Annotated in this window: 10 protein-coding genes and 2 pseudogenes; 10 read left to right on the forward strand and 2 right to left on the reverse strand. The window is 38.2% G+C overall.

Features of this window, described 5'->3' with window-relative positions; all coding sequences use genetic code 11:
• The first annotated feature begins 456 nt into the window (after positions 1–456).
• Both NLX74_RS22680 and NLX74_RS22685 read left to right on the forward strand, forming a co-directional pair.
• Positions 457–768 (forward strand): SDR family NAD(P)-dependent oxidoreductase, encoded by a 312-nt coding sequence (locus tag NLX74_RS22680; protein ID WP_254330409.1) that lies wholly within the window; start codon positions 457–459, stop codon positions 766–768.
• A 182-nt stretch (positions 769–950) separates the two neighbouring features.
• Complete coding sequence (locus NLX74_RS22685) at positions 951–1,124, forward strand: hypothetical protein (RefSeq protein WP_165176790.1); 174 nt, start codon at positions 951–953, stop codon at positions 1,122–1,124.
• A 755-nt stretch (positions 1,125–1,879) separates the two neighbouring features.
• Here the strand turns inward: NLX74_RS22685 and NLX74_RS22690 are convergent.
• Entirely contained in the window at positions 1,880–2,248 is a 369-nt protein-coding gene (locus tag NLX74_RS22690) for a winged helix-turn-helix transcriptional regulator (protein ID WP_254330411.1), read from the reverse strand.
• A 218-nt stretch (positions 2,249–2,466) separates the two neighbouring features.
• On the opposite strand from NLX74_RS22690, the gene NLX74_RS22695 reads away from it, so the two are divergent.
• The 5 genes and pseudogenes from NLX74_RS22695 (at position 2,467) to xerS (ending at position 7,904) form a co-directional block, all read left to right on the forward strand.
• Positions 2,467–3,435 carry an NAD(P)H-dependent flavin oxidoreductase gene (locus tag NLX74_RS22695; RefSeq protein ID WP_254330413.1) on the forward strand — a complete coding sequence of 323 codons (969 nt, stop codon included), beginning with the start codon at positions 2,467–2,469 and terminating at the stop codon, positions 3,433–3,435.
• Positions 3,436–3,748: 313 nt separating this feature from the next.
• Complete coding sequence (locus NLX74_RS22700; RefSeq protein ID WP_254330419.1) at positions 3,749–4,732, forward strand: LLM class flavin-dependent oxidoreductase; 984 nt, start codon at positions 3,749–3,751, stop codon at positions 4,730–4,732.
• The gene (locus NLX74_RS22705; protein ID WP_069291974.1) at positions 4,671–5,402 is read left to right on the forward strand and encodes an NADPH-dependent F420 reductase; all 732 of its coding nucleotides are present in this window, start codon (positions 4,671–4,673) and stop codon (positions 5,400–5,402) included. The genes NLX74_RS22700 and NLX74_RS22705 overlap by 62 nt, the downstream gene beginning before the upstream one ends.
• Before the next feature lie 860 nt (positions 5,403–6,262).
• A pseudogene (locus NLX74_RS22710) lies at positions 6,263–6,549 on the forward strand (immunity 53 family protein).
• A gap of 285 nt (positions 6,550–6,834) precedes the next feature.
• Positions 6,835–7,904 (forward strand): annotated as a pseudogene (xerS, locus tag NLX74_RS22715) (tyrosine recombinase XerS).
• A gap of 659 nt (positions 7,905–8,563) precedes the next feature.
• Here xerS and NLX74_RS22720 read toward each other — a convergent pair.
• Complete coding sequence (locus tag NLX74_RS22720) at positions 8,564–9,316, reverse strand: Shedu anti-phage system protein SduA domain-containing protein (protein WP_254330425.1); 753 nt, start codon at positions 9,314–9,316, stop codon at positions 8,564–8,566.
• Between the two features lie 342 nt (positions 9,317–9,658).
• Between NLX74_RS22720 and NLX74_RS22725 the strand changes: the two genes are divergently transcribed.
• The 3 genes from NLX74_RS22725 to NLX74_RS22735 all read left to right on the forward strand — a co-directional run bounded on the left by NLX74_RS22725 (position 9,659) and on the right by NLX74_RS22735 (position 16,042).
• Positions 9,659–13,435 carry a hypothetical protein gene (locus NLX74_RS22725; RefSeq protein ID WP_254330426.1) on the forward strand — a complete coding sequence of 1,259 codons (3,777 nt, stop codon included), beginning with the start codon at positions 9,659–9,661 and terminating at the stop codon, positions 13,433–13,435.
• A gap of 188 nt (positions 13,436–13,623) precedes the next feature.
• Positions 13,624–13,917, forward strand: coding sequence for a hypothetical protein (locus NLX74_RS22730; RefSeq protein WP_025723560.1), 294 nt, complete (start codon positions 13,624–13,626; stop codon positions 13,915–13,917).
• Between the two features lie 1,486 nt (positions 13,918–15,403).
• Positions 15,404–16,042, forward strand: a complete 639-nt coding sequence (locus tag NLX74_RS22735; RefSeq protein ID WP_025723561.1) for a hypothetical protein — start codon at positions 15,404–15,406, stop codon at positions 16,040–16,042.
• Positions 16,043–16,151: the final 109 nt, after the last annotated feature.

The following is a 16,151-nucleotide window of genomic DNA, read 5'->3' on the forward strand; positions in this document are numbered from 1 at the left end:
CCAAGCAAACCGAATAGTCAGAGCAGCTTGTCATTCGAAATGGCAAAGGAGAACGGCAGGTACTTGTAAAACGAAGCTGAACCAATTTTATTTGGATGGGAGATAAAAATGTATTTAATTAAATGATTCGGTGTAGCAAAATGGATATTTCAAAACAAGTTGCTATTATCAGCGGTTCAAATCGAGGTTTAGGCAAACATCTAGCTCTTGAACTTTAGCAAGAGGAGCTAAAGTATACGCTGGTGCGAGGAACCCAGAATCAGTCGATCTGCCTGGTGCTATTCCACTATAACTCATATTACTGCTCCGAAATCTGTGGTAGCTGCAGCAGAGATCGCAGGGGATGTTACCCTTCTAATTAACAACGCTGGTTCAGCAACGGGTGCTTCTCTGCTCACAGGTGAGCTGGATGATATTCATTTGTAATTCGACGCTCATGTTTCTGGTACACTTTCAATGATTCACACGTTCGCACCAGTGATTGAGAAGAATGGAGGGGGTTCGATTCTGAATATCCTATCCGTATTATCTTGGATCAATATAGACGAAGGAGGGGCATATTCAGCTGCAAAATCTGCTCAATGGGGAGTAACAAAAGCATTACGCTTAGAATTAGCTGCTAAGAACGTTAGGGGTGCCGGATTGCATGTAGCGTTTATGGACACGGACATGACAGCTGGCATCCATGCGCCTAAATCATCTCCAAAGGACATCTCTAGAACCGCAATCGATGGGATTGAAGCCGACCTCTACGAGATTGTTGACTGATGCTACAAGTCGGGAGGTACAGCAGGGTCTTGCCGGAGGAGTTCCTTCCCTGTACCCACATTTATTTCAATAAAAATACCCTACTCGATGCTTGTAGTGAAAGTATTGGTATTGATCGTGTGAAACTATAATAAATGAGATTTGGATTTTACAGTATATTAACATATTAGGAGGAGTGAAACATGCGTTTTCTCGTTCATGTCAAAATTCAACCAGATGCACCGCAGGAAGAAATTGCGGAACAGTTGCCCGCAGAACAAGCACGGTTCGCAGAATTGGTGGAACAAGGGGTGATCAGTAAGAGCAAAAGCAATGGGCGGAGCAAGTGGTCTGCGTATCGGAATGCTAGAGGGTAACAAAGTGGATGGCTATATTACTGTCGGCACAGGTATTACTCCAATTAAAGAGATTAGAACTGTAAAAGCAGTGATTGATGACTTAATGCAAGATTTTAATTAATTGCCTTGTTAGACTTATCAATATGCAAAGAATAATTTTGAAATAGGATTTTTTTCGATGTTCTTGATAAGCTTTGCTTTTACCTTGGTAATAAAGTGAGTTATACACTTTTTAAAAGTAAAATGATAAATGGATCATTGGACGTATTCTTTGGCCACGACGGGTGCGATATACTGGTTTCACTTGAAGTTAGCCCCTAACATTAATTGTTAGGGGTTTTAAATAGCTTCATTAGAAGAGTTGGGGACAAAGAAAGAATGCAGGACACACTAGACCATTTCTGTCGCTTTCAAAGGTTTTTTTTATTATGCTAAAATAAAGTAAAGAGGGCGAACAAAAAACGCCAATAGGTACAAGTTCTTGTCTTTTAACGGTACAAGTTCTTGTCCTAAGCAAAGGACAAGAACTTGGTCCCTTTGCCCACAATGGACAAGAACATGGTACTATTGCCGATTTGACCAGGTTCGATATTTTGGGCCTAGCCCCAAAGGTTGGCTTAACTTACTGTTACTCGATATGTTATGCAATTAGAAGTAATGGCAAGGCCATTCCTTTTGAGGTGGACTAGAATGGCTGGCTGAAGGAGCAATCCTGAACATACATTTGGTCCAGATGGCGAGATTTTATGTGCTGGCTGATTAGGAGGTAGCCTTTATCCTTCATCTAATTCAGGCTTCTCCCCATATGCTTTACCGAATTCTTCCATCTTCTTTAGGACAGGCAGCAGTTTGTTTCCTTTCTCTGTCAGCGAATATTCGACCCGTGGCGGAACTTCCGGATACACATCGCGCTGAATAATTCCGTCGTCCTCCAGCTCCTTGAGTTGCTTGGTGAGCGAGCCTTGCGACAAGCCTCTCAGGAAATTTTTTATCTCGGTAAACCGGCGTCTTTCCCCTTCCAGATACCAGATAATGAAATATTTCCATCGCCCCGAAAGTACATTTTGCGTAAAGGCTATTGCGTACATATTTCTTTTTTCATCAATAAACTCTTTTTCAAATCCTTTATTACATACCCTCATGATATCGCTCCCAGTCTAAAAGTACAAAAATATGTACTACGTTCATTTAAATTGCCTTCTTTGCAAATGAAACGTATGGACTTATGATAGTGCCAAGGCTGCTAACTAATACAAATATTATTAGCAAGCTAATGATTATTGTAACATAACCCGGAGAGCAGACCAATTAAGCTTTACAGTATTATGCCAATAAAGGTGCTAAAGAGAGGATAATAATTATGAAAAATCGTGTAACAGAAATTCTTGGTATTGAAAAGCCCATTTTACAAGGACCTATGAGTTGGATTACGAATGCTGAATTTGTTGCTGCCGTGAGTAATGCGGGTGGTTTAGGGATTCTTGGTCCGAATGCCGGTCAAACGACAATTACAACCTCTCCAGAGGAAACCGCAGAACGTATGCGCCGCGAGATTCGTAAAACAAAGGAACTGACGGATAAACCATTTGGTACAACTTTGATTACTGATGCAGATATGAAGTTCACTTGGCCAATTTTAGAAGTTGTCATTGAAGAAGGTGTTCAAGTTATTCTTCTTAATGGTGTTGAAGGAACATTGACTGAAAAGATCATTACCCCATTAAAGGAAGCGGGCATTAAGATTGTTTATCGTCCTTTGACTCCAACGATCGAAGATGCAAAGGCTGCTCAAGCTATGGGTGTTGACGTTTATGTTGTTACTGGATTTGATGAGGGTGGAACATTGCCAACAAGTATCATTGGTACGTTTACAATAACTCCTATGATCGTTGATGTGCTTGATATTCCAGTTATCGCTGCTGGTGGAATCGGTGATGCTCGCGGTGTTGCCAGCGCCTTTGAATTGGGGGCAGAAGGTGTCTTTTTAGGAAGCCGTTTTATTCCTACTGTTGAAAACCCCGCAGCACAATCAGTAAAGCAAATGATAGTGGATTCATCTGCAGCAGATTTGTTGTTGTACCGTACTTTACCAGCTTACTATCGTTCGTTGCCTACACCGTTTGCTGAAAAATTGGTGGCTATGGATAACCAGGGCGCATCTCGTGAAGAAATTGCTAAGGTTGGGGGTAGTTCAAGTGTAATCCGTATCGGTATGCTTGAAGGTAACGGCGAAGGTGGTATTATCACTGTTGGTACTGGAATTACACCAATTAAAAAGATCCAAACTGTACAAGAAGTGGTTGATGAGTTGGCAGCTGGTATTAAGTAAAAACGGAGCCCCATCCTTTGAATAATACGCTTGAATTACTTCAAAATCATACCTCTGTTCGTTCTTATGCGAATAAATCCTGACGGCGGAACAACGGGAGGCCATCTTTAAGGCAGCTAATCAAACGAATTTACCTAAATATGTGATTCCGTGGGTGGGGCTATGTATCGGTATTATGAAGGCCGTCCTATTAAAGCTCCGTTCACCGGTGGATACCTCAATTTCACCATGTTATAGTTAGTTCGCTAAATATACTTTACAAGTTGAGGGTAAATTTGGTGCACAGATCGCCAGTCGCAAATAACGATATGACATGGCTCACGAATCCACCCAAATTGTTCAGGCATTGTGGGGGAGTTGGGAAACAGACGCTTGGACGTTAGATGTAAAAGGTGGGGAATTTGCCGACATGGACAAAATTCAGCCTATAAATCTTGAAGGGCAGTATTATGCATCTCGGGGTCCTTTGCCAATCCCCCCTTCTGAGCAAGGTCAGCCTGTTATTTTCCAAGCAGGCGAAGGGGAAGAAGGTTTGGAATTGGCGGGGAGGTACGCGTCTGGTGTCTATGCAAACCCTTATGATATAGAGTCTGCCCGTGAACAGAGACAAACTCTTCGGCAAAGTGCTGCTCGTTTCGGCCGAAATCCCGATGACATCAGGATATATGCAGGCTTTATGTTTTCCCTAGGTTCAACTGAAGAAGAAGGTTTGGAACGGCGAAGACGGCTTATGAGTTTTAATCCTGATGAGATTCCTAGCAGGGTACGTTACCTTGGATCCATGGTTGGTTTAACACTATCGGTGGACAGCGTAGATATTGATCAACCTTTAGCACCCTACCTGTTGAAAAATGCATATGCCAACCCCCGGGATCCACGTTCACACAAAGCTTTAGAGCTGCTTAAACAAGGGCTATCGATACGAGACGTACTTGCCTATGGAGTCATTAACTATCATCCGGTAGTTGCAGGAACCCCCTTACAAGTTGCTGACTTCTTGGAAGAATGGTTTTTGGCAGAGGCATGTGACGGCTTCTCGGTTGTTCCGGATATAGCCTATGATGGAGTTGCTGATTTTGTGGAACTGGTTGTCCCAATTTTGCAGGACCGCAGTTTGTTTCACAGAGAATATGGGAGTTCCCTACCAATACGGAAGTCTAAAATAAATAATAATAATAATTTCTTACTACCCGATCAGCGACGTAAAATAACTTTTAGAATAGGGAGAAATGAAAATGAGATTTGGAATTATAGGTGCAGGACCCATCGCGTCGAATATCGCAAAAAAATTAATTGAGAATGGACATGATGTCAAAATTGCAGATGCTCGCGGGATTGAACGGCTAGAAGGAAAAGAACTTGCAGGTACACCAGTGAGTGTAGATGAAGTAATAACAAACATTGCTGTTCTAGTCATATCGATCCCTTTCAACGCACTGCCAAGCATTCGCAGCATTGTAGATAAAGTTGGGGAGGAAGTAGTCGTTGTTGACACTTCAAATTATTATCCGTATAGAGACAATAAAATTGAAGAAATTGAGAATGGGTTGGTTGAAAGTGTTTGGGTATCAAATCAGTTAGGGAGACCTATCACTAAAGCTTTCAACAATTTATTAGCCTATACGTTAGAATATAAAGGAGCTCCCGAAGGTACCAGTGGACGACTTGCCATAGCGATTGCTGGTGATAACCAGTCGCATAAACAAATAACCATGAACGTAGTAAATGAGCTCGGCTTCGACCCAGTAGATAGCGGATCTTTAAGTGATTCGTGGCGACAACAGCCAGGAACCCCTGCGTACTGCACAGAACTTACCAAAGAGGAACTAACCGAAGCATTAAAAAAAGCAAATAAAGAAAAAGCTCCATTCCAACGCGATAAAGTGATAGAGAAGCTATCGGCAGCTACTGGGGGATATTCGCACCAAGACATTGTGAACCTGAATAGAGATATATATAACTCCTGAGTTGAATTTTTTTGCCTTCAATCTTTATCCGTGTGCTTTAAAAATCTTGGCAGAGGCCTGTGCAACGAAACGGATAAGGTGCAAACCAAGCAAGAGCTAATGTCCTTCGCATCTATAACAGGCAAAATAAGAATTTCAAACCGGACACGTCGGCCGGAAAGCGAAGTCATGAAGAAGGCGCATCAAGAAGAATTTTCTCCTCAATCATTGGTTTTGCGACCTTAGTTGAGTATCTAATGAATATTAAAGATCATTAGAAATACATTTATCCATGGATTATCCAAAGATTTTAAACAGATTAGGTACGTGGGTTCTTACAAAGAAGCATGAATATTAAAAACAACTCCTGGTGAGTTGTTTTTTTATGGCAGAACAGGGGCTTGGTCGATAATTAAATTTGTTTGAACGACAGGATAACATGGTGAAAAGCTTTCTCAGGAAGAGCGCGAGGAAAAGTACTGGAAGCAACTTAGGCAAACATAGTATAGAAATGTTAAGTTATAGATGCAATGGACGATATAGAAAATTATTAGGGAAAGGAACTTAAACTGAAATAAATCCATTCATTGCAGAATTATCATTTAGAAGAGTGGGATACTCAAGGGAATTTTATTAGAACAGATCAATCTGTGAAAATCAACAAATCAAAGTTTAGAAAGAACAAGATGAGTAAATGCTTAATGAAACTGAGGTGCTAAACTGATATGTTATTCAGAAATAGGTGAATATGGTGAGGTTTTACTAGAGGATGGAAGTACTGATAAAATAAAAGTTTTAGCAATTTGTAATTATGATGATCCAAAAATTCAATCTTTTTGCCTGTGACGAAAAATTTACGTAAGCCATAAGGAGTGTAATGATTGGATATATTAACTTGGTTACAAGAATGGTATTATATACACTGCGATGAAGATTGGGAGCATCAAGAACGAATAAAAATAACAACGCTTGATAACCCAGGATGGCATATTAAAATTAATTTAAAAGAAACAGAACTAGAAACAAAAAATTTAATGCGCTTATAATAGAGAGAAGCGATGATGACTGGATTCACTGCAATATCGAGAGCAGTTTATTTTCTGCAGGGGGCCCAGGAAATCTAGGTGAAATGCTATCTATATTCTATAGATGGGTAAAGTCAGATTAATACTCGGTATCGCAGAGAATGATAAAACAGATGTTAAGCCTTAGAACTTTTTAACCCATGCTTAGGCGGGTTTTCTTAACTGTGGAACCAAGCTAGCTCAAGATAAAGCAGAAGCCAAAAGACTTTGGGTTGAACGTGTGCTCAAAAAAAACAAAATTCTCCTATTCATAGGGATATTCCGAATTACCATGCCATAATGTAAGATGAATATTAAAATTACGTAAAATACATATTTGATGAATAATTATTGAGAGATTATAATTACATAAGGAGGTTAGTATAAATATGGATAAGCAAATGAAATTACACTATATGAACCGCGTTGATGAGAAACTGTCTGAACTACCTTGGTTCGTTACGGAATTTATAGATAGTAAAAAACGCAAGCTTTCACCTACAACACTTCTTAATTATTGTCACGATTATATTATATTTTTTGATTGGTTAGTTACAGAAAACTTTACCGCAGACAGCCGCAAAAACATTAATTTAGTCACTTTAGAGAAACTAACCATTCGTGAAGTGGAAAATTTCTTGTCATTTTTGGAGTATCAACTTGGCAATACTAAGCTAACCATTAACGTAAATTGTCATCACTAAAATCCTTATTTGATTACTTACAGAACAAGGCTGAAACAAGTGACCTAAAGCCATATATCCAGCGCAATGTTATGGCCAAAATGGATTTAAATGTGGTTAAAGAAAGCCAAGAAACCATTGCCAATCGTATTGATGGGAAAATTCTCAGAGAAGACGATTTTGAATCGTTTAGGCTATTTGTAGCCCATGATTACGGAGAAATCAATAAAGAGAATAAACGTATTTTCAATTTCCATCAATTTAACCGTGAACGAGATACAGCCATTGTTTCCCTCATTTTAGGATCAGGTCTTAGGCTCTCTGAGGTAGCAGGCATTAACATTGAAGATCTGGATATGACTAAAGCTTTAGTGAGGGTTATACGCAAAGGTAATAAAGAACAATATGTGTATTTCAGCAAGCAAGCTCTACTGGATTTAGAAAATTATCTGCAGATCAGAGAATCTAGATATATCCCAGAAAAAAACGAACCCTTTTTGTTTATTGCAGCTCCCATAGGTCGTAAAGGAAAAAGCAGACGCTTAACTCAGCGATCCATAGAGAAACTGATCGAAAAATATGCTACAGCTTTTGGAAAACCAGCTTTAACCGTGCATTCTCTGAGACATTCATTTGCAACGCGTTATCACTTAGAGAATAATGATGTACCCAGATTAAAAAATCAGTTAGGACATTCTTCAATACAAACGACAATGATCTATACACATTTAACTGATGAAGAAATGCGAAACGCGGTTAATAATATGGATAAGTGATGTAAACCTTGATAGAGAACAAAAGTAATTTATAACTACTTGTAATAATAATTTTGTTCTGAAAATGTGACAACAAGTTTATGCCTTCCGAAGAGAATGACAACAAGTTTACCCCTCACGAGGAAAGTGACAACAAGTTTATACCTTTCAAGAAGAATGATACCAAAAATATGGAGTTCAAAAATATTATTAGGCTTGTTCCAACAAAAGTCATATAAGAAAAGGGGGAAACTTGTTGTCATAATCTCTAATTCGGCAAACTTGTTGTCAATAAATGTCGGGTGATAAAAACAATATCTCATTAATTGCTGCGAAAATCGCGGCTTTTTTATTTTATGGGATAAAGTTCTTGTCAAAACCAAATGACAAGAACTTTATCCCATTTCCGATTTTGACAAGAATATTATCTCATTTCCGACGAACCAATCATCGAAAGTCTCTATTTTAGCAGCTTTTTTGTTTTATCGGTACAAGTTAGTGTCCGGAGTCGACAACAAAAACTTGTACCGGTTGCTGAAAGGACAAGAACATAGTGTCATTATTGATTTGGTATTTACCTAAACAGCTTAATTCGGCTTATGTGTAAGAAAAGTGGACGTATCGGCAGTTATTAATAAGTTGCTTACCCAACAACTGCCTTAGCAGTATCATAAAGATTATCAATGCAGAAGTTCAATCTTTTGTTCCGTTTTGGTACGACGCTTAGTTCGGTAAGTTTTTTCGTTAAAGTCTGCCCGACGGCCTGCAACAACGACGAAATGCATTCTCGTCCTGTCGGGTACCATAAATTCTAAAGGTAATTGTTGTGCCGCGTTCTTGTACTTTAGAATAGCTTCTTGAAAAGATGTATAGTACGATTCGAGCCAATCAGACCAGTCTTTTACTTGACGAATACCCTTTCTGAAAGCATCGCCTAAATCACCGTCACTCAAAGTGATTTTCCCGTACCGTGCTTCTAACTCAACAAAGACGAATTCATAACCGCCTGAATTTTTGCCGATTATCAAGAAATCAACTTGGATAGTTGTACCTAACTTAAGCTCTGGAAAGATGAAGGCATCGTGATGACCAAAGTTATAATTTTGTAAAATGGAGGCGATTATGAAATAGGATTTATTCTCTCGAATCCAATTTAAAACTGTTCGCTCAGGCGTTCCATGACTATCTAACATTTCAGCATATTTTTCGCATAAGTAGTTAAGCTCCGACTCGTTTTTCAATTCTTCAATGTCTAGGTAGTTATTTGGAAAAAGGCTCATGAAATGGCGTGCAGCTTTCGGGTACTCTCTGAACAAACTTTTGCGTATCCACTTCCCCCCCAACTTCCCAACCTTCTCCGCTTCCTTTTTCTCATCCCACAGCTTCAATTCTTCATCGGTAAGGTAAGTATAGTCTCGTTCGTATATTTTCATATGTGGTCCTCTTTTTCGATAGTATTAAACATACCTAATTTTAGCATAAGAGCTTTAATTATCATTATATAATCAGCAAGAATTACTGGAGCTAATAGTGTTTGGTTGCTCTCAATACCACGTAAACTAAATTGTTGACCGTTCCCAATAAAACCGGGTAAAGGTTGATAGTTATTTCTGTTGAAAAACAAAGTAAGTATTAAAATCCGTCACTACCAAAAGAATGTTCTCTTCGTGGAACATAGTTCTCGAAGTGTTGAATTTTCAATGGTAATATATAGATTGAGTACAAGTCATAAGCACAAGAAGTCTATACATGTGTATACAAAACGGGGGATAAGTATGCTTGAAATAACAGGTGATGAAATCGCTCAACTTAATGATACCGACCTAAGATCCTTGGTAGGCCTTCTTTGTGAAGCAGAACTGACATCTGCACAAATCACGACAGCAGGAGTGACTTGGGGAGGTAATCAAAATGCTAAAGATGGCGGAATAGATGTGCGTGTTGAAGTGAAATCAATAATGGATAATGATGGTTTCATCCCGAGATCAAACACGGCATTTCAAGTGAAGAAACCTGATATGCCTCGGAGCAACATTTTGGATGAAATGCGGCCAAAAGGAATACTAAGAGAAGTAATAAGAGATTTAGCCGATAATAAGGGAGCTTACATTATTATAAGTAGTCAGGGATCTACTTCGGATTCTGCATTAAGTAGCAGAAAATTAGCCATGCAAGATGCTATTTCAGATTATGCCAACGCTTCACAATTAAAAGTTGACTTTTATGATCGTGAGCGTATTGCCAGTTGGGTAAGAAGCCATCCTTCTATGATTTTATGGGTTAGAGACAAAATTGGACAACCTCTACAAGGATGGCGATCATTTGATAACTGGGCAGACCATTCTGAGAGTGATGATGGAGGATATCTATTGGATGGAACCTCTCGTTTGTCTAACTCATCAAGTATTGCTGCAAAAGGAATGGATTTGTTACAAGGTATTCAGGAACTAAGAACAATTTTAAAGCGTCCTGGTAGTTCTGTTCGGCTAATTGGATTGTCAGGTGTGGGGAAAACACGCCTAGCTCAAGCTTTATTTGATGATCAAGTTGGTGAGAAAGCTCTAAACAAATCACTAGCTTTTTATACAGATCTTGGAGATGCCCCACTTCCTGACCCTAAATCCTTTACTGCAAGACTTAAATCGCTTGGAAAACGGGGAATCTTGATAGTCGATAATTGTCCTCCTGATCTACATAATCAACTAACTAAATTAAACTCAAACAATAGTCTCATTAGTTTAATTACAGTTGAATACGATGTTAGAGAGGATCAGCCCGAACAAACAACTGTTTTCCGGTTAGAACCTTCTTCAATAGAGCTATTAGAAAAAGTAATTTGTAAGAAATTCACGCATATAAACAGTGTAACCTCAAGAAAAATAGCAGAAATGTCTGGTGGGAACGCACGTGTTGCTGTTGCCATAGCAAGAACAATAAAGATGGGAGAAAACATATCCCACCTAAGGGATTCTGAATTATTTAATAGATTATTTCATCAACGACATGATTCAGACTCAAAGTTACTTAAAGCTGCCGAAATCTGTTCACTCGTCTATTCATTTAATATTGAGACGGAAGCAACAAGAAATATTGAAATGACCATTCTTGCTGAATTAGCAGGAATGAGTGTCTTGGAACTGTATCAAAATGTTGCCGAATTAAAGAGGAGAGATCTCGTACAGCAGCGGAGCACGTGGAGAGCTGTATTACCACATGCTATAGCAAATAGGTTAGCACAGAGCTCATTAGAGAATTTTCCACTCCCGTTACTAAGAGATGTTTTTGAAAAGCGTGCTAATAAGAGGTTATTAATATCATTTTCCAGAAGGCTTGGTTATCTTCATCACAATCAAACTGCTCGAAAAGTTGCTCAAGAATGGCTCTCAGATGGGGGACCGTTGGAGGATTTTCGCAAACTCGATAATGCTGCTGTGACTATGCTTGGTAATGTTGCACCACTTCACCCCGAATTAGTCCTAGCACATATGGAGGAAATTTTAGATCAAGATCGAGACTCAACTTTCTTTTCCCGTCATAATGAAAATTTTAGTTACTTTACAAGTTTGTTAAAGTCTTTAGCATATGATGTTGAGTTTTTTGATAGATCTGTTCAATTATTATGTCATTTTGCTTTAACAGAAGATGTTAACGAGAACAAAAACTCGATACGCAGTACATTAAAATCATTATTTTACATTTATCTTTCTGGAACACACGCTACTGTAGATCAAAGATTAAAAATCATTTCTAATCTAATTGAGTCAGATTCAGAGCAAAAAAATGCATTAGGACTTTCCCTTTTAGATGCAGCACTAGAAGCTTGGCATTTTACATCTATTAATAGCTTTGATTTTGGAGCTCACGTCCGAGACTATGGGTACCATCCAACATCTAATGATGAAATCAGATCTTGGTATGAAACATTCATTCAATATGCTGTGCCAATAGTTTTATCAGAAAAAATAATATCTACTGAGATAAAGGCAATCCTCTGTAGAAAATTCAGGGGGATATGGACTAGAGCAAAAGTTTACAATGCGTTAGAATCCGCTGTGAGAGAAATTTCGGCTAAAAATCCATGGTATGGGGCTTGGTATGCTGTTAAAAACACTATAGGGTTTGATTCTGACAAAATGTCAAAAGAAGCTGTATTTCGACTTGAATCATTAGCTACATTACTGGGACCCCAAAATTTATATGATGAAGTAATGCTGCTAACATTGCCCGATCACGGAAGTCTTCTTAACATAGTAGAAGCAAAAGATACTGAAGAGGCATTGACTAAGATTAGAGATTTATCGCAAGATTTTGGCTATAAAATTAGTTCTCAAGAAGATACCTTGAATGCCTTGTTGATACATCTCATGAGTACTAATGGAAGAAATGTATTTCAATTAGGACAAGGCCTGGCCAAAGGGACTAATGATCCCAAAAAACTATGGGCTACAATGGTTGAAAAACTAAGTACGATCGAACACAATAAACGTAATTATCAACTGCTACAAGGCTTTCTGGATTATCTTACTTCAACTGATAACAGCAGCACTAAAGAACTACTAGATGAAGCAATAGATCACGAGATACTTTCGGAAGTTTTCCCAATTCTTCAGATTGTGATAATTGACATAGATGGAATTGAACGTATAAAAAGATCCCTCCAGCTAGGGAAAGCACCAATTTACTTATACGGGAATCTAGCTTACACACACACATCTGAACTAAATAACGAAGACTTATTCTGCGAGTTAATTCGACTAATTAGCTCTAAACAGAATGGATTGGCCGTTGCTATAGATATCTTTAATATGAAATTTCACCAAAACAATAATGAATTGAGTCCAAGAATACTCACTTTGGGCCAAGAATTAGTTTTAGGTTACGATTTTTCTCAAGAAACTAATAGCGATTCATATCAAATATCAGAAATAGTTAAATCATGCTTTCAAAACAAAGATGCTGCTGATAAAGCAAAACATCTAGCTGTAAAACTCTATACTGCCATTGCAGATAATCGTGTTTTTTACACCAACTTTGATTATATTTATAAATCTCTAGTTGAGGCCCATCCGTTTGTATTTTTGGATGTATTTATAGGAGATCATAACGAATTAGATTACTACATCGAACAGATATTCAGTGGACAATTGATGGTGAGTCCATTGAGAAGCATCCCCCATGAAACATTTATTGAATGGTGTAACATCAAAGGAAAAGCACATTATCCTTTAATAGCATCGGCTATTGAACCGTACATGCATGTAGCCGATCAATTGCAATGGACACCCGTAGCAATATTCCTGATCAATCATTATTCTGATCCTTCAGTTATTTTAGAAGAATTTATGCATGTCTTTCATCCAAATCAATGGGAAGGATCACTAGCAGATAAAATGGTAAAACGCCTTCCACTGTTAGAAAGCCTTATGATTCACGAAAATCCAGTTGTCTCACAGTGGGCCAAAAATAAAGAACCGATTTTGAAGAAAGAAATTATCAGAGTCCATGAATGGGAACAATCACGAGAACAGAATCAGAATGAGCGTTTTGAGTAATGATGGAGATATTCGCTATGTTCACAATTTCTTACCATCAAAAAAACTTAGAGCCTACTGATTTAAATAGCTTATAGATTCTGCAGAGGCGTCGCCAGATTGGCGACTTCTTTGTTGTAAACTACCAGTTTCTATATGTAAAAATTTTTAATTGAAAATATATTACTCATATAAAAGAATTGATATGTATGAAAGATAAGCAACTGAGCAATCCATTTGCATCCGGGAGCGGCGGTGTACACTTTGAAGCTCATATCCAAGCTTCTTTTGTTACATTGATGCTTACAGGTGGATTTGCGCCTTGTTTATCGCGATGGCCTGTGGTCGAATTAAAGCTTCAAGGGAAAATCGATGGGTTTAATACCGATGGCTTAATTGTTTTTGTTGAGGAACCTGTTTCGAAGAGAAAAGCTAAAATGCTTACACAAATTAAGCATAACAGGTTAGCTTACTTGGTATATAAGAAACACTTGAATGTCTAAATAGTTCTTTTAAATCATCCGGAATCTTTTTAGTGATAATTGTTCCAGCATTTTGATTCCATGTTTATACAATATCGACAATACGAGGCCAAACCCAATGCGGATATTGTTGATCAAACTATGAAATATGTGAATGCAAAAGCGGTAACACAACATTTCATTAATTGCTGCGAAAATCGCGGCTCTTTTATTTTGGGATAAAGTTCTTGTCAAAACCAAATGACAAGAACTTTATCTCATTATCGATTTTGATAAGAATATTATCCCATTCCCAACAAAGCAATTCGGGTTATTGAACCATTTCACGATAGGAGCAACCCTTAAATAACGGGCTTGATCGTTCACAGTTGAAAGTGGAAGATCTATAATCTAGGATCATCATCGGAAGTATTGAGAAGCGCATAGACGAATTGAAGATTTTATACATTTTACAATAAGAAACGTGCCTGTTGTCTTCTGTCGCAAACCTATAAATCGGGAGACAAGAACATAGTTCCATTGAAAGTCGATAATATAGTGCCTTTTTTGCTTTAACGGTACAAGTTCTTGTCCCGACTCGAGGAGAAGAACTTGATCCCATTGCCGATTTGATACTCATCTAATAAGATTCAAAGGATTTCGAAAGATTCTGGTTCTTATAACTCTTTTCTCTTTTTCTTCGTAGTCTTGGATGGTGGCCGCAGGATAGGCTGGAGGTGCTGCGGAAGCAGTAACACGAGGCTTTGCGCGCCGGCTGCCCGCGACGCAGTTGCGGTTCTCCTGGTTCCGAACCGAGAAGGAGAGGCTCAGTCGCTCATCTGAAGGTTGTCATTTTAAATTTCCAAAAAAATATATCGCATTAGATGACAGTTAATTATTTGTGGATGTAAAATATAACCGACAGGTAATAGGAGTTTACAGTATTTATATCAAGGCTTAAGGTTTAGGTGCTGGTTCCAATCATCAGTTTTTTTATTTCCAGAAAACAACGCTTAGCTGGCTAGGTAAAAAGATTATTTGATGGGACAATACGTGGATGATGCCGAGGACAAGAACATTGTCCCATTAAAATTCGCTATTTTGGTCATAACCTTGTGAAGTAGACAACCCCTAAAAAACAACCCTATGCTGCGACCGTTTCCCATTTCTGAAAGCGCCAATGGTTGTAAATCTAATCGTAATTTTGGATATCCTGCTATAGCTCCAATAATGTTTGAGGTTTAGTTAAATAGATCTTTTCGGTTTTGAGATGCGAAAAGAACGACTCAATACAAGCGTTGTCAAAGCAGTTTCCAATTCGGAATGGCTGATAATAACCCTAAACTTCGTGAGTTTGTGATAAAACGGTTTCGAGGTGTATTGAAATTCTTGGAGATGGCAGGGGATTTGTGGAAAATATTGAATATTAAAATTAACAAGCGCAATTTGATGAAAACTGTTTTGCGACTTATACTTACGTTAAGATTGATAAGTTATAAAACAAAGTATTCTGTGAGGACAAATTAATATGAAGGATAAACAACTCAGTAATCCGATTTCTACGGGAGGCGGGGGAGGACATTTTGAGGCCCACGTTCAAGCTTCTTTTGTCATCTTAATGCTTACAGGAGGAGTTGCACCTTGTTTGCCTCCTTGGCCTATTACTGAAATAAAACTACAAGGAAGAGTTGATGGGTTTAATACTGATGACTTTATTGTATTAATAGAAGAGCCTGCTTCAAAGAGAAAGCGAAAGTTACTTGGTCAGATCAAGCATAGGATTAAAATCACTCAAGGAGATGAAATATTCTCGGAAGTCATTCGAGCAGCGTGGAGTGATTTTAATAATCCTAAAATTTTTAATAAAGAAAAAGACATTATTGCACTAATCACGGGTCCACTGAATGCAACAGATTTTCATAATGTACAGTGGCTATTGAACCAGGCACGGCATACGAAAGATGTGGAGGAATTTGAGAGGCAGGTAACTCAAGCCAATTTCAGCCCTTCTAAAAGTGAAGAAAAGTTGAACGTGATAAAGTATCATTTGAAGCTAGCCAATAATAATCAAGAGGTGTCTGGCAAAGAACTTTATTCTTTCTTAAATCATTTTTATTTATTAGGGTATGATCTTGGAGAAGAGGAAGGAGAAATGGGAAGTAAATAATGTAAATCTCGAAACCCCTTATCTTATCTATGGATAGGGGGTGAATTATTGTTGTCAGAATGCAACGTATTGTGTAGAATTAAAGAAAATTATGGAAACATAATTGAGG

Origin of the sequence: Paenibacillus sp. MZ03-122A (assembly GCF_024213325.1) — a bacterium.
Lineage (GTDB): Bacteria > Bacillota > Bacilli > Paenibacillales > Paenibacillaceae > Paenibacillus > Paenibacillus polymyxa_B.